At 71.1% G+C, this 18,429-nt stretch carries 20 protein-coding genes; 13 read left to right on the top strand and 7 right to left on the bottom strand.

Translation table 11 applies throughout. The features are described from left to right. Nucleotides 1-109: 109 nt before the first annotated feature. Genes ACFWBN_RS25765 through ACFWBN_RS25755 form a run of 3 tightly spaced genes read left to right on the top strand, consistent with a single transcriptional unit; the run spans nucleotide 110 to nucleotide 2,848 of the window. Nucleotides 110-1,072, top strand: coding sequence for a sterol desaturase family protein (locus ACFWBN_RS25765; protein WP_385179432.1), 963 nt, complete (start codon nucleotides 110-112; stop codon nucleotides 1,070-1,072). After that, the gene (locus ACFWBN_RS25760) at nucleotides 1,069-1,755 is read left to right on the top strand and encodes a lysoplasmalogenase (protein WP_385179430.1); all 687 of its coding nucleotides are present in this window, start codon (nucleotides 1,069-1,071) and stop codon (nucleotides 1,753-1,755) included. Before ACFWBN_RS25765 ends, ACFWBN_RS25760 begins: the two co-directional genes overlap by 4 nt. 49 nt (nucleotides 1,756-1,804) lie before the next feature. Beyond that, a complete protein-coding gene (locus ACFWBN_RS25755) occupies nucleotides 1,805-2,848 on the top strand; it encodes a zinc-dependent alcohol dehydrogenase family protein (RefSeq protein ID WP_385179429.1) in 1,044 nt (347 codons plus the stop codon). Between the two features lie 65 nt (nucleotides 2,849-2,913). Here ACFWBN_RS25755 and ACFWBN_RS25750 read toward each other — a convergent pair whose 3' ends face one another. Then, nucleotides 2,914-4,461 (bottom strand): S8 family serine peptidase, encoded by a 1,548-nt coding sequence (locus tag ACFWBN_RS25750; RefSeq protein ID WP_385179427.1) that lies wholly within the window; start codon nucleotides 4,459-4,461, stop codon nucleotides 2,914-2,916. A gap of 257 nt (nucleotides 4,462-4,718) precedes the next feature. Here ACFWBN_RS25750 and ACFWBN_RS25745 point away from each other — a divergent pair, with 257 nt between their 5' ends. The 3 genes from ACFWBN_RS25745 (at nucleotide 4,719) to moaA (ending at nucleotide 7,876) form a co-directional block, all read left to right on the top strand. Further along, nucleotides 4,719-5,084, top strand: coding sequence for a DUF485 domain-containing protein (locus tag ACFWBN_RS25745; RefSeq protein WP_385179425.1), 366 nt, complete (start codon nucleotides 4,719-4,721; stop codon nucleotides 5,082-5,084). Next, a complete protein-coding gene (locus ACFWBN_RS25740; protein WP_385179424.1) occupies nucleotides 5,081-6,709 on the top strand; it encodes a cation acetate symporter in 1,629 nt (542 codons plus the stop codon). The genes ACFWBN_RS25745 and ACFWBN_RS25740 overlap by 4 nt, the downstream gene beginning before the upstream one ends. 177 nt (nucleotides 6,710-6,886) lie before the next feature. Next, nucleotides 6,887-7,876 carry a GTP 3',8-cyclase MoaA gene (moaA, locus tag ACFWBN_RS25735; RefSeq protein WP_385179422.1) on the top strand — a complete coding sequence of 330 codons (990 nt, stop codon included), beginning with the start codon at nucleotides 6,887-6,889 and terminating at the stop codon, nucleotides 7,874-7,876. A gap of 21 nt (nucleotides 7,877-7,897) precedes the next feature. On the opposite strand, the gene ACFWBN_RS25730 is transcribed toward moaA, so the two are convergent. Further along, nucleotides 7,898-8,158, bottom strand: a complete 261-nt coding sequence (locus ACFWBN_RS25730; protein ID WP_385179420.1) for a hypothetical protein — start codon at nucleotides 8,156-8,158, stop codon at nucleotides 7,898-7,900. 136 nt (nucleotides 8,159-8,294) lie between these two features. Next, entirely contained in the window at nucleotides 8,295-8,573 is a 279-nt protein-coding gene (locus ACFWBN_RS25725; RefSeq protein WP_385179531.1) for a DUF3099 domain-containing protein, read from the bottom strand. A 241-nt stretch (nucleotides 8,574-8,814) separates the two neighbouring features. Here ACFWBN_RS25725 and ACFWBN_RS25720 point away from each other — a divergent pair, with 241 nt between their 5' ends. Continuing rightward, entirely contained in the window at nucleotides 8,815-9,093 is a 279-nt protein-coding gene (locus ACFWBN_RS25720; RefSeq protein ID WP_385179418.1) for a GlsB/YeaQ/YmgE family stress response membrane protein, read from the top strand. Nucleotides 9,094-9,184: 91 nt separating this feature from the next. On the opposite strand, the gene tyrS is transcribed toward ACFWBN_RS25720, so the two are convergent. Genes tyrS through ACFWBN_RS25705 form a run of 3 tightly spaced genes read right to left on the bottom strand, consistent with a single transcriptional unit; the run spans nucleotide 9,185 to nucleotide 13,462 of the window. After that, nucleotides 9,185-10,453, bottom strand: a complete 1,269-nt coding sequence (gene tyrS / locus ACFWBN_RS25715; RefSeq protein ID WP_385179416.1) for a tyrosine--tRNA ligase — start codon at nucleotides 10,451-10,453, stop codon at nucleotides 9,185-9,187. Between the two features lie 52 nt (nucleotides 10,454-10,505). Beyond that, the gene (locus ACFWBN_RS25710; protein WP_385179414.1) at nucleotides 10,506-11,900 is read right to left on the bottom strand and encodes a metallopeptidase TldD-related protein; all 1,395 of its coding nucleotides are present in this window, start codon (nucleotides 11,898-11,900) and stop codon (nucleotides 10,506-10,508) included. Beyond that, nucleotides 11,900-13,462, bottom strand: a complete 1,563-nt coding sequence (locus ACFWBN_RS25705) for a TldD/PmbA family protein (RefSeq protein ID WP_385179412.1) — start codon at nucleotides 13,460-13,462, stop codon at nucleotides 11,900-11,902. Before ACFWBN_RS25705 ends, ACFWBN_RS25710 begins: the two co-directional genes overlap by 1 nt. A 145-nt stretch (nucleotides 13,463-13,607) precedes the next feature. Here ACFWBN_RS25705 and fabG point away from each other — a divergent pair, with 145 nt between their 5' ends. From fabG to ACFWBN_RS25690, 3 genes are all read left to right on the top strand, one after another. After that, the gene (gene fabG / locus ACFWBN_RS25700; protein ID WP_385179410.1) at nucleotides 13,608-14,327 is read left to right on the top strand and encodes a 3-oxoacyl-[acyl-carrier-protein] reductase; all 720 of its coding nucleotides are present in this window, start codon (nucleotides 13,608-13,610) and stop codon (nucleotides 14,325-14,327) included. Nucleotides 14,328-14,332: 5 nt separating this feature from the next. Next, nucleotides 14,333-15,103 carry an enoyl-ACP reductase FabI gene (gene fabI, locus ACFWBN_RS25695; protein ID WP_385179409.1) on the top strand — a complete coding sequence of 257 codons (771 nt, stop codon included), beginning with the start codon at nucleotides 14,333-14,335 and terminating at the stop codon, nucleotides 15,101-15,103. 211 nt (nucleotides 15,104-15,314) lie between these two features. Beyond that, on the top strand, nucleotides 15,315-15,746 hold the full coding sequence (locus ACFWBN_RS25690) for a hypothetical protein (RefSeq protein WP_385179407.1): 432 nt from the start codon (nucleotides 15,315-15,317) through the stop codon (nucleotides 15,744-15,746). Nucleotides 15,747-15,765: 19 nt separating this feature from the next. Here ACFWBN_RS25690 and ACFWBN_RS25685 read toward each other — a convergent pair whose 3' ends face one another. Next, nucleotides 15,766-16,443, bottom strand: a complete 678-nt coding sequence (locus ACFWBN_RS25685; RefSeq protein ID WP_385179406.1) for a FadR/GntR family transcriptional regulator — start codon at nucleotides 16,441-16,443, stop codon at nucleotides 15,766-15,768. Between the two features lie 57 nt (nucleotides 16,444-16,500). On the opposite strand from ACFWBN_RS25685, the gene ACFWBN_RS25680 reads away from it, so the two are divergent. The 3 genes from ACFWBN_RS25680 to ACFWBN_RS25670 all read left to right on the top strand — a co-directional run bounded on the left by ACFWBN_RS25680 (nucleotide 16,501) and on the right by ACFWBN_RS25670 (nucleotide 18,349). Beyond that, nucleotides 16,501-17,826, top strand: coding sequence for a CynX/NimT family MFS transporter (locus tag ACFWBN_RS25680; RefSeq protein WP_385179404.1), 1,326 nt, complete (start codon nucleotides 16,501-16,503; stop codon nucleotides 17,824-17,826). Between the two features lie 5 nt (nucleotides 17,827-17,831). Next, a complete protein-coding gene (locus ACFWBN_RS25675) occupies nucleotides 17,832-17,951 on the top strand; it encodes an SGM_5486 family transporter-associated protein (protein ID WP_385179402.1) in 120 nt (39 codons plus the stop codon). Nucleotides 17,952-18,109: 158 nt separating this feature from the next. After that, nucleotides 18,110-18,349 carry a hypothetical protein gene (locus tag ACFWBN_RS25670; RefSeq protein ID WP_385179400.1) on the top strand — a complete coding sequence of 80 codons (240 nt, stop codon included), beginning with the start codon at nucleotides 18,110-18,112 and terminating at the stop codon, nucleotides 18,347-18,349. The last annotated feature ends 80 nt before the right edge of the window (nucleotides 18,350-18,429 follow it).

The raw sequence follows: 18,429 nt of genomic DNA, 5'->3' as shown, positions 1-18,429 counted from the left end.
GCCCTCCCCTTGGCTCGGACATCATCTCGCGAACCGTCGGTAACCCGGATGGATACCGATCGGTAACAACCCCTAGCGGCACCCCTGAGAGCGCCTCTATGGTGCGGACATGCCGAACCTGCCCGATGTCGTGCTGTGGTCCATACCAGCCTTCGTGCTGCTCACCGTCATAGAGCTGGTGAGCTACCGCCTCCATCCCGACGAGGATGCCGCCGGGTACGACACCAAGGACGCGGTCACGAGCGTCACCATGGGGCTCGGCAGCATCGGCTTCGACCTGCTCTGGAAGATCCCGGTCGTCGCGGTCTTCACCGCGGTCTACGAACTCACCCCGCTGAGGGTGCCGTTCCTGTGGTGGACCGCCCTGCTGATGCTGCTCGCCCAGGACTTCCTCTACTACTGGCAGCACCGGCTCCACCACGTCATCCGCATCCTGTGGGCCTGCCACGTGGTGCACCACAGCAGTCGGCGGTTCAACCTCACCACCGCCCTGCGCCAGCCCTGGACCAGCGCCACCACCTGGTGGTTCTACCTGCCGATGGTCGCCCTCGGCGTCCACCCCGCGGCGATCCCGTTCTGCTACGGGATCAACCTCCTCTACCAGTTCTGGGTCCACACCGAGCGCATCGGCAAGCTGCCCCGCGCCTACGAGTACGTCTTCAACACCCCCTCCCACCACCGCGTCCACCACGCCTCCCAGGGCGGGTACCTGGACCGCAACTTCGGCGGGATCCTGATCGTCTGGGACCGGATGTTCGGCTCCTGGGTGGGGGAGACGGAGCGGCCCGTCTACGGGCTCACCAAGAACATCGGCACCCACAATCCGCTGCGCGTGGCCACCCACGAGTACGCCGCCATCGCGCGCGACGTCCGGGCCGCCGGCAGCTGGCGCGAGCGAGCGGGCCGCGTCTTCCGCGGCCCCGGCTGGCAGCCCGTGGCCTCGCCGGCCAAGGCCGAGATCAAGGCCGAGATCAAGGCCGAGGCCAAGGACCAGGCTCCGGCCGCGGCTCCCGCCGCCGACGCGGTCATCGCCGCCGACGTCCGGGCGTCCGTACGGGAGACCAGCGCGTGAGCACCGCAGAGTCCCCGGGCCGCCCCGCCCCCTCCTGGGCCGCCGCCCGGGCGACGCCCGGCCGGGCCCGCCTCGCCCGGGCCGCCCTCGCCGGCTTCGCCGCGGCCACCGCCGTCGACCTCGGCTCGCTGCTCGCCGACTGGCACCTCGGACACGTGCTCGCCAAGCCGCTGCTGATGCCGCTGCTCGTCGCCTACGTCATCACCCGCGGCGGGCCCCGGCTGCTGGTCGCCGCCCTGCTGTTCGGCTGGGGCGGGGACCTCGCCCTGCTCTTCGACGCCGAGCCCGCCTTCCTCGTCGGCATGGGCTCCTTCGCCGCCGGGCACGTCTGCTACCTGGTCCTCTTCGGCCGCCGCGCCACGAACCCGCTGCTCGGAGGCGCGTACGGACTCGCGCTCGTCGGGACCGTCGCCCTGCTCTGGGCGGACCTCCCGGCCGATCTGCGCATCCCCGTCGCCGGCTACAGCCTGCTGCTCACCGCCATGGCCTACCGCTCCAGCGCCCTCGGCCGCGCCGCGGGCATCGGCGGGGCGCTGTTCCTGCTCTCCGACACCCTCATCGCCACCGGCGTGGCCGAGTGGCCCCAGCTGCCCCGCCCCGACTTCTGGATCATGGCCACCTATGTCGCCGCCCAGTACCTGCTGGCCACTGGCGCGCTCGCCGCGCGACGAGGCGTACGGTAGGTCGGGTCATACAAGACTGAACGATCCCGAGCCGGAGGACTGCACCACCATGCGCGCCACCGTCATCCACGCCCCGCACGACATACGCGTGGAGGAGGTGCCCGACGCTGCGATCCAGCGACCCGAGGACGCCGTCGTCCGCGTCCTGCGTGCCTGTATCTGCGGCAGCGACCTGTGGGCCTACCGCGGCGAGGCCGCGCGCCAGCCCGGCCAGCGCATCGGCCACGAGTTCCTCGGCGTCGTCGAGGAGACCGGCTCCGCCGTCTCGGGCCTGCGCGCCGGGGACCTCGTCGTCGCCCCCTTCATGTGGTCCGACGGCACCTGCGAGTACTGCTCCGAGGGCCTGTACACCTCCTGCGAGCACGGCGGCTTCTGGGGCTCGGTCGGCCACGACGGCGGCCAGGGCGAGGCCGTCCGCGTCCCGCACGCCGACGGCACCCTGGTCAAGCTGCCCGCCGAGGCCGTCTCCGACGACCACCTGCTGACCGGTCTGCTCGCGCTGTCCGACGTCATGGGCACCGGCCACCACGCAGCGCTCGGCGCCGGCGTGCGCGAGGGCTCCACGGTCGCCGTCGTCGGCGACGGCGCGGTGGGCCTGTGCGGCGTCCTCGCCGCCAAGCGCCTGGGCGCCGACCGGATCATCGCACTGGGCCGCCACACGGCCCGTACGGACATCGCCAAGCTCTTCGGGGCCACCGACGTCGTCGCCGAGCGCGGCGAAGCCGCCGAGGCGGCCGTCCGCGAGCTGCTCGGCGGCCGGGGCGCGCACGCCGTCATCGAGGCGGTCGGCACCGAGCAGTCGATGCGCACCGCCGTGAACATCACCCGCGACGGCGGGGCCATCGGCTACGTCGGCGTCCCGCACGGCAGCGGCACCGGACTCGACCTCGGCGTCATGTTCGACCGCAACATCACCCTGCGCGGCGGCGTGGCCCCGGTCCGGGCCTACATCCCGGAGCTGCTGGAGGACGTGCTGAGCGGCGCGATCGACCCGGCGCCCGTCTTCGACCGGGCCGTGTCCCTGGACGAGGTCCCGGACGGCTACCGCGCGATGGACGACCGCAGCGCGCTCAAGGTGCTGATCAAGCCCTGACCCGGTGAACGGACGAACGGGCCGGGCGGGAGCATCCCCGCCCGGCCCGTTCGCGTGTCCGTCGACTACCTGACGGCCTTCAGCGCGTCGATCACGCCGTAGCCGTAGTAGCCCGTCTGGCCCCACTTGGCGGCGCAGGTGGTCGCGTTGATCAGCGTGCCCGTGCTGTCGTATATCTGGGCCGGGCAGGCCGTCTTCGTGGCCTGGCCCTTGAGCATCGCCTGGATCTGCGACGGGGTCGCCCCCGGGTGCGCGCTCTTGATCAGGGCCGCGACGCCCGCGACGTGCGGGGCGGCCATCGAGGTGCCCTGCTTGTAGCCGTAGAGCCCGCCCGGCACGGTCGACAGCACGCGGCCGTTGGCGTCCGGCGTGGCCGGGATCTGCCACTTGTCGCCACCGGGAGCGGCGACGTCCACGACCCCGAGGCCGTAGCTGGAGTAGTACGACCGGAGGCCCTTGTCGCCGGTCGCCGAGACCGTGACCACACCCGGGAGCTGGGTGGGCAGGTCCAGGCAGACCTTCGGGTCGATGGTGCGCGGCACCGGCGTGGTGGTGTCGTCCGGGCTGGTGTTGTCCAGGATGGAGTCGCCGGCCAGGTCGTGGTCGGAGTTGCCCGCCGAGGCCACGTTGAGCACGCCCTTGCGCTCGGCGTACTTGCTGGCCCGCCCGATGGCCTCCACCAGCGCCTTCTGGTCGTCGTCCGTCTTGCAGTTGTAGAGCCAGGGGTCGACGTAGTAGCTGTTGTTGGTCACCTCGATCCCCTTCTCGGCGGCGAACATGAAGCCGCAGACGACCGCCTCGGTGAAGAAGAGGCTGGTGCCGGGCTCGCTCACCTTGATCGCGGCGACCTTCACGCCGGGCGCGACACCGCTGACGCCCACGCCGTTGCGCGGGGCCGCGATGGTGCCGGCCACGTGCGTGCCGTGGTCGCTGCCGTCCGCGTACGGGCGCCAGGCGCCCTCGCTGGTGTCCGCGACGCCGCCGACGCAGTTGGCCGACTGCTCCTTGGAGAAGTTCGCGGCGAGATCCGGGTGGGTGTCGTCGATACCCGTGTCGATGACGCCCACCGTGACGTTCCGGCTGCCATCGTTGATCTTGTGCGCCTGATCGGCCTTGATCGTCCGCAGGTCCCACTGGTTGGGCTCCAGCGGCTCCTGACCCTCCTGGGCTACTGCCGCCGCCTTGGCGGCGTCCGCCGCGCTCAGCTGCTGCGTCGAGCCCTCCTCGGTGGTCTGCACCGTCTGGAGGGGGGCCGTACGGGTGGCGCCCACCGACACGAAGAGGCCGCGCTGCGTCCGCAGCTGCTTGGCGAAGTCCGGGTTCTGGGAATGTGCGACGACGACCCCGATCTGCTCATAGGACGTCACCACCGTTCCACCGGCGCGCTCGATGGCCTTCTTCGCCTGCTTCACCGTGCCGTACGCGGTCAGGTTCGCCACGTAGGACAGCTTGGGGCCGGTGGTGTCGGCCTTCGAGGCCGTCGCCGAGTCCGCCGTGTTGCCGAGCGGCGCGGCGGAGGCCGCTACCGAGGGCAGGAAGGCGAGCGAGGCGGTGAGCACCAGGCCGACCGGAACGGCGAGAGCACGCCGGCGGCCGGATCCCAGATGAGCCATGGGTTCTCCAGATCATCCTTGAAAAAGCCGTCCGGTCGCGGTCACGGCGGACGGGTTCATGACAAGGGAACCTAGCGCCGCTGTTCCCCTCTACGCCATCAGTTCGAGAAATCAGTTTCCGAAGAAACAGTGGGTGTTGAACCGTCCCGACACGCCGGCCGTGCCGTTGACAGGGGGGATCAGCACCACCGTCCCCCCACACGGAGGTTGTTTTGTCCGTCGTCCCCACCGCACCCGCGTCACAAGGAGAGTCCCCCGTGACCACCGAAGCAGCGCCGCCGCCGGGCAGCGCGGGAACGCCGTTGGCGCGCCCCACGGCCGAAGAGTTCGGACACGTCCAGCAGAGCGCGGAGTTCGCCGAACTGCGAAGCTCCTACCGCTCCTTCGCCTTCCCGCTCACCGTGGCCTTCATCGCCTGGTACCTGCTCTACGTCCTGCTGTCCAACTACGCGGGCGGCTTCATGGGGACGAAGCTCTTCGGCAACATCAACGTCGCACTCGTCCTCGGCCTCGCCCAGTTCGCGACGACCTTCCTGATCGCCTGGCTGTACTCCCGGCACGCCGCCGCCAAGCTCGACCCCAAGGCGGCTGCCATCAAGAAGCGCATGGAGGCCGGAGAATGAGCGCCGCGCTCCCGCTGACGACGGTCGCCGCCGGCGCCACCGAACACCGTCCGCTGATCATCACCCTGTTCGGGCTGTTCGTCGTGGCCACCCTGATCATCACGATCTGGGCCGGCCGCCAGACCAAGGACGCCGCCGACTTCTACGCCGGCGGCCGCCAGTTCACCGGCTTCCAGAACGGCCTGGCGATCTCCGGCGACTACATGTCCGCCGCGTCCTTCCTCGGCATCGCCGGCGCCATCGCCCTCTTCGGCTACGACGGCTTCCTCTACTCCATCGGCTTCCTCGTCGCCTGGCTGGTCGCCCTGCTGCTCGTCGCCGAGCCGCTGCGCAACTCCGGCCGTTACACGATGGGCGACGTCCTCGCGTACCGGATGCGCCAGCGGCCGGTCCGTACCGCCGCCGGCACCTCCACCATCGTCGTCTCGATCTTCTACCTGCTTGCCCAGATGGCCGGCGCCGGCGTGCTCGTCTCGCTGCTCCTGGGCATCACGAGCGACGGCGGCAAGGTCGCCGTCGTCGCGCTGGTCGGCGTCCTGATGATCGTCTACGTGACCATCGGCGGCATGAAGGGCACCACCTGGGTCCAGATGATCAAGGCCGTCCTGCTGATCGCGGGCGCGCTGCTGATCACCTTCCTGGTGCTGCTGGAGTTCAACTTCAATGTCTCCGACCTGCTGGGCAAGGCCGCCGAGAACAGCGGACAGGGCGTCAAGTTCCTGGAGCCGGGGCTGAAGTACGGCAAGGACGGGATCACCAAGCTCGACTTCATCTCGCTGGGCCTCGCCCTGGTCCTGGGCACCGCCGGCCTGCCGCACATCCTGATCCGCTTCTACACCGTCCCCACCGCCAAGGCCGCCCGCAAGTCCGTGAACTGGGCCATCGGCATCATCGGCGCCTTCTACCTGATGACGATCGCCCTCGGCTTCGGCGCCGCCGCCCTGCTCAAGCGGGCCGACATCCTGGCCTCCAACAAGGCCGGCAACACCGCGGCCCCGCTGCTCGCCCAGGAGATCGGCGGCGGCGCGGGCTCCACCGGCGGCGCGATCCTGCTCGCCGTGATCTCCGCGGTCGCCTTCGCCACCATCCTGGCGGTGGTCGCGGGCCTGACCCTGGCCTCCTCCTCGTCCTTCGCGCACGACCTCTACGTCAACGTCATCCGCAGGGGCAAGGCCACCGAGCAGGAGGAGGTCCGCGCGGCCCGCTGGTCGACCGTGGTCATCGGCGCCGTCGCCATCGGGCTCGGGGCGCTGGCCCGCGACCTGAACGTGGCCGGCCTCGTCGCGCTCGCCTTCGCGGTCGCCGCCTCCGCCAACCTGCCGACGATCCTCTACAGCCTCTTCTGGAAGCGCTTCACCACCCAGGGCGCGCTGTGGTCCATCTACGGCGGCCTGATCTCGGCGGTCGGCCTGGTGCTCTTCTCGCCGGTGGTCTCCGGCAAGCCCACCTCGATGTTCAAGGACGCCGACTTCTACTGGTTCCCGCTGGAGAACCCGGGCATCATCTCCATCCCCCTCGGCTTCCTCCTCGGGTGGCTGGGAACGGTCCTGTCCAAGGAGAAGGCCGACCCCGAGAAGTTCGCCGAGCTGGAAGTCCGCTCCCTCACCGGAACAGGCGCTCACTGAGATCCTCCGAACACCCAGCGTGGCCGCGTCGTAGGTCCCTACGACGCGGCCACGTTACGTATCGTTCATTCGGGCACCTCTCCTGGACATGCGCGTCGCGTAGTCTCGAAATAGAACGCGTGAAGTAGATCCAACCTCGCGCGTACCTCTACATCCGGACAGGGGAGGGGGCCCACAGTGCTTCTCGACACCTACGGCCGCGTGGCCACTGACCTGCGCGTCTCGCTCACCGACCGGTGCAATCTGCGCTGTACGTACTGCATGCCCGAGGAGGGACTGCAGTGGCTCGGGAAGTCCGACCTGCTGAGTGACGACGAGATCGTCCGGCTGATCCGCATCGCGGTCACCCAGCTCGGGATCACCGAGGTCCGCTTCACCGGCGGCGAGCCGCTGCTCCGCCCCGGCCTGGTCGGGATCGTCGAGCAGTGCGCGGCCCTGGAGCCCCGCCCCAAGATGTCCCTGACCACCAACGGCATAGGCCTCAAGCGCACCGCGCAGGCCCTGAAGGCCGCCGGCCTGGACCGGGTGAACGTCTCCCTGGACACCCTGCGGCCCGAGGTCTTCAAGACCCTCACCCGCCGTGACCGGCACAAGGACGTCATCGACGGCATGGCCGCGGCCCGCGAGGCCGGCCTCACCCCCGTCAAGGTCAACGCCGTGCTGATGCCGGGGCTGAACGACGACGAGGCCCCCGACCTGCTGGCCTGGGCCGTGGAGAACGAGTACGAGCTCCGCTTCATCGAGCAGATGCCGCTCGACGCCCAGCACGGCTGGAAGCGCGAGGGCATGATCACCGCCGGCGACATCCTCCAGTCGCTGCGCACCCGCTTCACGCTCACCGAGGAGGGTGCCGAGGAGCGCGGCTCCGCCCCGGCCGAGCGCTGGGTGGTCGACGGCGGCCCGGCCACCGTCGGAGTCATCGCCTCGGTCACCCGCCCGTTCTGCGGCGCCTGCGACCGTACGCGGCTCACGGCCGACGGCCAGGTCCGTACGTGCCTGTTCGCCACCGAGGAGTCGGACCTGCGCGCAGCCCTGCGCTCGGGCGCCCCGGACGAGGAGATCGCCCGGCTGTGGAAGCTGGCGATGTGGGGGAAGAAGGCCGGATCCGGCCTCGACGACCCGTCCTTCCTCCAGCCCGACCGCCCGATGTCGGCGATCGGCGGCTAGCGCCGAAGCCGGGCGCCGGGGCTAGCGCTCCGAGCCCTCCGGCTGCACCCACTCGTCGAGCTTCACGACGTCCTTGAGGAAACCGCGGACCCCCAGGAACTGGGAGAGGTGTTCGCGGTGCTCCTCGCACGCCAGCCACGTCTTGCGCCGCTCCGGCGTGTGCAGCTTCGGGTTGTTCCACGCCAGGACCCAGACGGCCGCGTCACGGCAGCCCTTGGCGGAGCAGCTGGGGGTTTCGGTCTCAGGGCCGGGGGAGTTGCCGGGGAAGTCAGAGGAAGTCACGCCTCAACCCTAGAACGGAAAGGCGACGCCGAGCAGCCACGGGGGGAGCTGCCCGGCGTCGGTCCGTCGCTCCGACGGGGGATGCGGAGCGCGTAGGCAGTATGTCACGCAGGACCCGGTGCGGTGCACCGGAACTTCATGATTGATCTGAGCTCTTCCTGAGGTTTCCCGCGTCCAGCGCCGGCCGTACGGGAGCCGGGATGAAGTGCGAGGGCAGCGAAGGGGCCGACTCGCGCCCCGCGTTCGCGATGACCACGGCGACGTAGGGGAGCAGGGCGCCGGCGACCAGCGTCACGATCGCCACCTCGCGCTGCACGTTCCACAAGACCACGGTCGCGATGACCGACAGGGTCCTGATGACCATGGACACCACGTAGCGGCGCTGGCGGCCCCGTACGTCCTCGGCGAGACCCATCCGCGCCCCGGTGATCCGGAAGACCTCGGCCCCGTTCCGCTTCTGCCGCTTCGTCCGCTCCACGCTCCACCACCCGATCAGCCGCCGGACACTCCCCGGCCCGGACCCCTTCCACGGTACGCCGCCGCCCCGCCCGCGAGGAGAGGGGGTGCCCCCGAATGGAGCTGTCCGAAATGCGTCGTACGCCCTACGGGTCGAGACTGGGCCCACATGCGCACAACGCGCCACGAGGAGGCTCGACATGCAATGGTTGTGGGCGATCATCGTCGGTTTCGTGCTGGGCCTGATAGCCCGGGCCATCCTGCCGGGCAAGCAGCACCAGCCCCTGTGGCTGACCACCCTCTTCGGCATCGCCGGAGCGCTCCTCGGCAACGCCGTCTCGCGGTGGATCGGCGTCGAGGACACCAAGGGCATCGACTGGATCCGGCACTTGCTGCAGCTTGCCGGAGCCGTCCTGGTCGTCGGTGTCGGCGACATGGCCTACGGAGCGATCCGCGGCGGCAGGAAGCAGATGACCTAGCGGCCCCCGGCGCGGGGGCACGACGGAGGGGCCGGCCGGACAATGGTGTCCGGCCGGCCCCTTCGCCGTGTGCCGTGCGTCCTACGGTGCGTCAGGCGCCCGTGACCTCGACCGCGGCCAGGTTCTTCTTGCCCCGGCGCAGCACCAGCCAGCGCCCGTGCAGCAGGTCCTCCTTGGCGGGGACCGCGTCCTCGGCGGTGACCTTCACGTTGTTCACGTAGGCCCCGCCCTCCTTCACGGTCCGGCGGCCGGCCGACTTGCTCGCGACCAGCCCGGTCTCCGCGAGCAGGTCCACCACCAGGCCGGGCTCCGCCACCTGGGCGTGCGGCAGCTCGGACAGGGCCGCGGCCAGCGTGGCCTCGTCCAGGTCCGCCAGCTCGCCCTGACCGAACAGCGCCTTCGACGCGGCGATCACGGCGGCGCACTGGTCGGCCCCGTGCACCAGCGTCGTCAGCTCCTCCGCCAGCGCCCGCTGGGCGGCGCGCGCCTGCGGCCGCTCGGCGGTCTGCGCCTCCAGCTCCTCCAGCTCCTCACGGCTCCGGAAGGACAGGATCCGCATGTAGGTGGAGATGTCCCGGTCGTCTACGTTCAGCCAGAACTGGTAGAACGCGTACGGGGTGGTCATCTCCGGGTCGAGCCAGACGGCGCCGCTCTCGGACTTGCCGAACTTGGTGCCGTCCGCCTTGACCATCAGCGGGGTCGCCAGCGCGTGCACGACCGCGCCCGGCTCCAGACGGTGGATCAGGTCGAGACCGGCCGTCAGGTTGCCCCACTGGTCGGAGCCGCCCTGCTGGAGCACGCAGCCGTGGCGCCGGTACAGCTCCAGGAAGTCCATGCCCTGCAGGATCTGGTAGCTGAACTCGGTGTAGCTGATGCCCTGGTCGGAGTCGAGCCGCTTGGCGACCGAGTCCTTCGTCAGCATCTTGTTGACGCGGAAGTGCTTGCCGATGTCCCGGAGGAACTCGATGGCGGACATGCCCGCCGTCCAGTCCAGGTTGTTCACCATGACCGCCGCGTTCTCGCCCTCGAAGGACAGGAACGGCTCGATCTGGGTGCGCAGCCGCGTCACCCAGTTCGCGATGGTCTCCGGGTCGTGCAGGGTCCGCTCCGCGGTCGGCCGCGGGTCGCCGATCTGCCCGGTGGCCCCGCCGACCAGCGCCAGCGGCCGGTTCCCGGCCATCTGGAGCCGGCGCACGGTGAGCACCTGGACCAGGTGCCCCACGTGCAGCGAGGCGGCCGTCGGGTCGAAGCCGCAATAGAACGTGACCGGACCGTCCGCGAACGCCTTGCGCAGCGCTTCTTCGTCGGTGGACTGGGCGAACAGCCCGCGCCACTTCAGTTCGTCGACGATGTCCGTCACGGTCTCTCGACTCCTTTGAATGTCTGAAATTGCCAAGGTCAGTCTAGGTGGGTCAGACGCCCTTGCTGACCGAACTCATGTTGAAGTCCGGGATACGGAGAGCCGGCATCGCGGCCCTGGTGAACCAGTCTCCCCACTCGCGCGGCAGGGTCTTCTCGGTCCGGCCGGCCTCGGTGGCCCGCGACAGCAGGTCCACCGGGGACTCGTTGAACCGGAAGTTGTTGACCTGCCCCGTGACCTGCCCGTTCTCCACCAGGTACACGCCGTCCCGGGTCAGGCCCGTGAGCAGCAGGGTGGCCGGGTCGACCTCGCGGATGTACCAGAGGCAGGTCAGCAGCAGACCCCGCTCGGTCGCCGCCACCATCTCCTCCAGCGACTTGTCGCCGCCCCCGTCCAGGATCAGGTTCCCGAAGGCGGGGGAGAGCGGCAGGCCGGTCAGCCCCGCGGTGTGCCGGGTCGTGGTCAGCCGGGCCAGCTCGCCGCCGCTGATCCACTCGGTCGCCGGGACCGGCAGGCCGTTGTCGAACACCGAGGCGTCGTCGCCGGAGCTGTGCGCGACGACGAACGGCGCGGACTCCAGGCCCGGCGCGTTCGGGTCGCTGCGCAGGGTCAGCGGCAGCTCGGACAGCTTCTCGCCGAGCCGGGTGCCGCCGCCGGGCTTGGAGAAGACCGTGCGGCCCTCCACCGCGTCCCGCGCCGCCGCCGACCACATCTGGTAGATCAGCAGGTCGGCCACGGCCGTCGGCGGCAGCAGCGTCTCGTACCGCCCGGCGGGCAGCTCGATCCGCCGCTGCGCCCAGCCCAGGCGGACGGCGAGCTCCGCGTCCAGCACGGTCGGGTCCACGTCCTTGAAGTCCCGGGTGGCGCGGCCGGCCCAGGCCGAGCGCTGCATGTCGGGGCTCTTGGCGTTGAGCTCCAGGGTGCCCTTGGGCTGGTCGTGGCGCAGCCGCAGGCCCGTCGAGGTGCCGACGTACGTGGACACCAGCTCGTGGTTGGCGAAGCCGTACAGCTCCCGGCCGCCCGCGCGGGCCCGGGCGAAGGCCTCGCCGAGCGCCGGGGCGAAGTCCGCGAACACCGCGGAGGAGGTCTCGGCCGGGGCGTCGGTGAAGTCCGGCGAAGCCGGGGTCCCGGTCACCAGCGGCTGGGCGTCCTCGGCCGGTCCCGCCCCGCGCGCGGCCGCCTCGGCGGCCCGCACCAGCGGCTCCAGGTCCTCGGCGGTGACGGCGGAGCGCGAGACGACCCCCGAGGCCGTCCCCTCCTTGCCGTCGACCGTCGCGATCACGGTCAGGGTCCGGCCGCGGGTGACGCCGTTCGTCGTCAGCGCGTTGCCCGCCCAGCGCAGATTGGCCGTCGACTCCTCGTCGGCGATGACGACACAGCCGTCCGCGGTGGACAGCTCCAGCGCCCGCTCGACGATCTCGTGGGGCTTCGTGCGAATCATCGACATCAGCGTCCGGCCTCCTGCGTGGTGTTCAAGATGTTCACGTCGCGGAACAGAGCGGACGGGCAGCCGTGCGAGACCGCCGCGACCTGGCCCGGCTGGGCCTTCCCGCAGTTGAAGGCGCCGCCCAGGACGTAGGTCTGCGGACCGCCGACCTTCTCCATCGAGCCCCAGAAGTCGGTGGTCGTGGCCTGGTACGCGACATCGCGCAGCTGCCCGGCCAGCCGGCCGTTCTCGATCCGGAAGAACCGCTGCCCGGTGAACTGGAAGTTGTAGCGCTGCATGTCGATCGACCAGGAGCGGTCGCCGACCACGTAGATCCCGCGCTCCACCCCGCCGATCAGGTCCTCGGTGGACAGGCCGCCCGGATCCGGTTGGAGCGACACGTTCGCCATGCGCTGCACCGGCACGTGCCCGGGGGAGTCGGCGTAGGCGCAGCCGTTGGAGCGCCCGAGGCCGGTCAGCTTCGCGATCCGCCGGTCCAGCTGGTAGCCGACCAGGGTGCCGTCCTTGACCAGGTCCCAGCTCTGCGCCTCGACGCCCTCGTCGTCGAAGCCGATCGTGGCCAGCCCGTGCTCGGCGGTGCGGTCGCCCGTCACGTTCATGATCGGGGAGCCGTACCTGAGCTTGCCCAGCTGGTCGAAGGTGGCGAAGGAGGTCCCCGCGTACGCCGCCTCGTAGCCCAGCGCCCGGTCCAGCTCGGTGGCGTGGCCGATGGACTCGTGGATGGTCAGCCACAGGTTGGACGGGTCGACCACCAGGTCGTAGCGCCCCGCCTGCACGCTCGGCGCCCGCATCTTCTCGTCGAGCAGGTCGGGGATCTGCTCCAGCTCGGAGTTCCAGTCCCAGCCGGTGCCGGTCAGGTACTCCCAGCCGCGCCCGGCGGGCGGGGCGATGGTGCGCATCGAGTCGAACTCGCCGGTGGTCTCGTTCACCGCGACCGCCGTGAGCTGCGGGTGGATCCGCACCCGCTGCTGCGTGGTGGATGTGCCCGCGGTGTCGGCGTAGAACTTGTTCTCGTGCACGGCGAGCAGCGAGGCGTCCACGTGCGTGACGGCGTCGGCCGCCAGTAGCCGCGAGCTCCAGTCGGCGAGCAGCGCCGCCTTCTCCGCGTCCGGCACCTCGAAGGGGTTCACGTCGTAGGCGGAGATCCAGGTGCGGTCCGCGTGCACCGGCTCCTCGGCCAGCTCCACCCGCTCGTCGGAACCGGCCGCCTTGATCACCTGGGCCGACAGCTTCGCCATGGCCACGGCCTGCGAGGCCACCCGGGCGGCGGCGTCCATGGTCAGGTCCACACCGGAGGCGAACCCCCAGCTGCCCCCGTGCACCACCCGGACCGCGTACCCGAGGTCGGTGGTGTCGGACCCTCCGGAGGGCTTGGCGTCGCGCAGCCGCCAGGAGGCGCTGCGGATCCGCTCCAGCCGGAAGTCGGCATGGTCGGCGCCCAGCGCACGCGCCCGGGCGAGCGCCGCGTCGGCGAGCGCCCGCAAGGGCAGCGCGGTGAAGGCCGCGTCGATGGAATGGGGCACGGAAGTCCTCCCGGGGTCGGGGCCGGTCGCTCCGATCATGTCGCGATCGCGGCCCTTGTGCCTACATCTTTCTGTAGGGACTCGACAGAGCCCGTCGCAAGGCCCTGTCGGAGGTCGATTCTCCGTACGAGCGGTGCGACCTATAGGTTTTCGGTATTCAGACCGCTAGCGAAAGGGTGATCCGTTGAGCCGCTCGGTTCTCGTCACCGGAGGTAACCGGGGCATCGGCCTCGCCATCGCCCGAGCCTTCGCGGAGGCCGGCGACAAGGTCGCGATCACGTACCGGTCGGGTGAGCCGCCCGCGGAGCTCACGGCGCTCGGCGTCCTGGCGGTCCGCTGCGACATCACGGACTCCGAGCAGGTGGAGCAGGCCTACAAGCAGATCGAGGACGCGCACGGCGCGGTCGAGGTGCTGGTGGCCAACGCCGGCATCACCAAGGACACGCTGCTGATGCGCATGTCCGAGGAGGACTTCGCGTCGGTCGTCGACACCAACCTCACCGGCACCTTCCGCGTGGTCAAGCGCGCGAACCGCGGCATGCTCCGCGCCAAGAAGGGCCGCGTCGTCCTGATCTCCTCGGTCGTCGGCCTGCTGGGCTCGGCCGGCCAGGCCAACTACGCCGCCTCCAAGGCCGCGCTGGTCGGCTTCGCCCGCTCCCTCGCCCGCGAGCTGGGCTCCCGCAACATCACCTTCAACGTGGTCGCCCCCGGGTTCGTCGACACGGACATGACTAAGGTGCTCACCGACGAGCAGCGCGCCGGCATCGTGGGCCAGGTGCCGCTCGGCCGTTACGCGCAGCCCGAGGAGATCGCGGCAGCCGTGAGCTTCCTGGCGTCCGACGACGCCGCGTACATCACCGGAGCCGTCATTCCCGTTGACGGCGGATTGGGCATGGGTCACTGATCACCATGAGCGGAATTCTCGAGGGCAAGCGCATCCTCATCACCGGTGTGCTGATGGAGTCCTCCATCGCGTTCCACACCGCCAGGCTGGCCCAGGAGCAGGGCGCCGAGGTCATCCTGACCGCGTGGCCCCGTCCGTCGCTGACCGAGCGCATCGCCAAGAAGCTGCCCAAGCCGGTCAAGGTGATCGAGCTCGACGTCACCAACGACGAGCACCTGGCCCGCCTGGAGGGCCTCGTCCGCGAGGAGCTGGGCGGCCTCGACGGCGTCGTGCACTCCATCGGCTTCGCCCCGCAGGACGCCCTCGGCGGCAACTTCCTGAACACCCCGTTCGAGTCGGTCGCGACCGCCATGCACGTCTCGGCGTTCTCGCTGAAGTCGCTGACCATGGCCTGCAAGCCGCTGTTCCCGGCGGAGGGCGCGGCCGTCGTCGGCCTCACCTTCGACGCGCAGTTCGCCTGGCCGCAGTACGACTGGATGGGCCCGGCCAAGGCCGCGCTGGAGGCCACCAGCCGCTACCTCGCCCGCGACCTGGGCAAGGAGAACATCCGCTGCAACCTGATCTCGGCCGGTCCGATCGGCTCCATGGCCGCGAAGTCCATCCCGGGCTTCGGCGAGCTGGCCGAGGTGTGGAACTCCCGCTCCATGCTGGACTGGGACATGAGCGACCCGGAGCCGACGGGCAAGGGCGTCGTGGCCCTGCTGTCCGACTGGTTCCCGAAGACGACCGGCGAGATCGTCCACGTGGACGGCGGCCTGCACGCCATGGGTGCCTGACGGCCCCTCGCGTCCGTACGGCGGCGGCCGCGCTTTCCTCCGGGGAGGCGCGGCCGCCGCCGTTTTCGCGCGCTGCGGGAGGGGCCGCGGCGCCGGGTTCGATCGGATGTTCACCGGCCGACCGGATCTTCCCGAGTCGAAAACCGGGACAGATGCCTGCAAACTGGCCGAGTCGGGATCTTCCCGGCTCCTGCGGGGAGGAGGTACGGGAGTGCGCGCGAGGCCGAGCCGAGCGGTATCGCTGCTGGTCACCTCAGTGATCCTGACGGGACTCATGGTTCCGGGGGCGGCCGCGGAGCCCGCGGGCGAGGAGGCGGCGCCCGGCCCCGAGGTGGGGGCCCCGGCCGTCGTCGACCTCGCCGAGATCCCCGTCGAGCCACCCGTACAGCCCGCGCGGACCGCCCCGCGGGAGCTCTTCGGCGCGGACTGCGACACCGAGATCAACGGCTCGCAGGTGACGGCGTACTGCCACAACGGCTACCCGGAGACCGACCTCGTACGGCTGCACGTCGAGTGCGACCGCTGGTGGGACGTGGACAACGACGGCCCCGCCGTGGCCGTCGGCCCGGCCGGGCGCATCGAACTCACCAGCCGCTGCTGGAAGGAGGTCCGCTCGGCCTGGGTCAGCCACCAGCGCCCGTGAGCGGCCCCGGGGGACACCCCTACCGAGGGTCTCGGCCGAGGCAGACGAAGGGATAGCCCGCCGCCTCCGAGGCGGCCGCGTCCCCGTCCCCGCGCCGGATCGCCTCGATCAGCCGGGCGTGGTCCAGGTGGGAGGCCGGGTCCAGCTCCGTGCCGACGTCCGACCGGAGCCAGTCCGCCACCAGATCGCCGAGGTCCGCGTACAGCTCGATCAGCACGTCGTTGTGCGAGGCCGTCACCACGGCCATGTGCAGGCTCACGTCCGCCGCCACGAACAGCTCCGCGTCCCCGCTCGCCCAGGCCTCCTCGCGCCGCGCAAGCAGCGCGTCCAGCTGTACGAGGTCCCGCTCGGTCCGCCGCTCCGCCGCGAGGCGGGCCGCCGAGGACTCCAGCGTCGAGCGCAGCTCCGCGATGTGCCGGGGCTCGGCCCCAGCGAAGCGGCGGTGCATCACCCCGGCCAGCTCGCTGGTGGCGATGACGTAGGTGCCCGAGCCCTGGCGGATGTCGAGCAGGCCGTTGTGCGCCAGCGCCCGTACGGCCTCGCGCACGGTGTTGCGGGCGACGCCGAGCAGCTCCACCAGCTCCGGTTCGGTGGGGATGCGGGCGCCGACCGGCCACTCGCCGGAGGTGATCTGGTTCCGCAGCTGGGCGATCACCTGGTCGACGAGCGCGGAGCGCCGGGGCGAGGTCAGCGGCATGGGTTCCTCTCAAGGGCGACTGGACAACCAATCATCCCATGATTCTATGATGGTTGAATGTCCGACGAAGAAATCCAGACGCTCGACCGACCCGCCGGGGGCCACAAGCCCGCGCGGTCGGCCGCCGGCGCGGCCCGGGACGCCGCAGACCGCACCACGGCCGCCACCCCGGAGCCGACGGCGCAGCCGACCTGGCTCGGTCCGGTGCTCATCGTCGGCATCGTGCTCGCCGCCCTCAACCTGCGGCCCGCCATCACCAGCCTCGGCGCCCTCTTCGAGGAGACCCGCACGGGCCTCGGCATGAGCGGCACCGTCGCCGGACTGATCACCTCCGTCCCCGCCCTGTGCTTCGCCGTCTTCGGCGTCACCGCGCCCCGGCTCTCCCGCCGCTTCGGCCCCGCCGCCGTGGTCTGCGCCGGCATGGCCGCCGTCGCCGCGGGCCTGCTGATCCGCCCCTTCACGGACAACGCCGCCGGATTCCTGGCGGCCAGCGCCCTGTCCCTGGCCGGCATAGCCCTGACCAACGTGCTGCTCCCGGTGATCGTCAAGCGCTACTTCCCGGACCGCGTCGGCACCATGATCGGCCTGTACTCCATGGCGCTGGCCGCCGGCACCTCGCTCGCCGCCGCCGCGACCGTCCCGCTGACCGACGCCCTCGGCGGCAGCTGGCGCACCGGCCTGCTGATCTGGGCCGTGCTCGCACTGGTCGCCGTACTGCCCTGGCTGCCCATCGCCGCCGCGAGCCGCCGCGAGAAGGCCGCCGCGCCCGCCGCCGTACGCGAGAGCGCCGGCCCGTCCGTCGTCCGCAGCCGCACCGCCTGGGCGCTGGCCTGCTACTTCGGCCTCCAGGCCACCGGCGCGTACATCACCATGGGCTGGCTCCCGCAGATCTTCCGCGACGCCGGGGTCTCCGCCTCCACCGCCGGGGTGCTGCTCGCCGTCACCATGGTCATGGGCGTCCCGCTCGCCTTCGTCATCCCCGGCCTCGCCGGCCGGATGAAGAACCAGGGCGCCATCGCCGTCACCCTCGGCCTGTTCGGCTTCGCCGGCTACCTCGGTCTCTACCTCGCGCCCGCCGCCGGCGCCTGGGCCTGGGCGCTCATGCTCGGCATCTCCAACTGCGCCTTCCCGCTCGTCATCACCCTCATCGGGCTGCGCGCCAAGTCCCCGGCCGGCGTCGTCAAGCTCTCCGCCTTCGCCCAGAGCACCGGCTACCTCATCTCCATCCCCGGCCCCCTCCTCATCGGCACCCTCTACCAGCACAGCGGCGGCTGGGACCTGCCGCTCGCCCTGATGGCGGGGCTGCTCGTCCCGCAGATCTTCCTGGGCGTCCTGGCCGGCCGGGACCGCACGATCGAGGACGAATGCGGCATGCGAGACTGATCGGCATGTCGCCCGTACTTGAACCGAACCCGCAGAACGGCCACAAGAAGCTCGGCCTCGTGCTCGGCGGGATGCTGCTCGTGACCGTGATCATCTCCGTGATCGCGACGCTCGCCTCCCCATGACCCGGGCGGCCCCCGGGGACGGGTAGGGCTACCCCCACCAACCCCTAGGGGGCCAGGCTCAGGGTGAAGTGGGGTGCGCCCCGGATGGGAACCGCTTCCTCGAATCCATAGATTCGAAGACAGCGAGCCAGCCCACCCGCACACCCACGGAGGCGGCCATGTCGGCCCCCACGCACCCCCGGTCCCTCCCCTCCCGCCACGGCGTCGGCCCCGCCACCCGGACGGGCGTCGCCGACGCCCGCCTGCACTGGTGGGCCCTGGCCCTCCCCGCCCTCGCCTTCGGCCTCCTGCTGCTGCTCCTCGCCGGATCCGGCGAGGCCCACGCGGCCTCCGGCGAAGCCTCCGGGCTGCTCCACGTCAGCCGGCAGTTCCTGCACGCCGTCGGCGCCGTCGGCTGAGAGCCCGCGTGCGCCGGGGTGCGTCACACCGGCGGGTGCGGCCCCTCAACACCCTGCGCCCCGTGGCTCGTTTCATGCGA

This window comes from Streptomyces sp. NPDC059989 (genome assembly GCF_042736975.1).
Lineage (GTDB): Bacteria > Actinomycetota > Actinomycetes > Streptomycetales > Streptomycetaceae > Streptomyces.
Note: the sequence above shows the minus strand (reverse complement) of the source record. Positions and strands in the feature narration are given on the sequence as shown.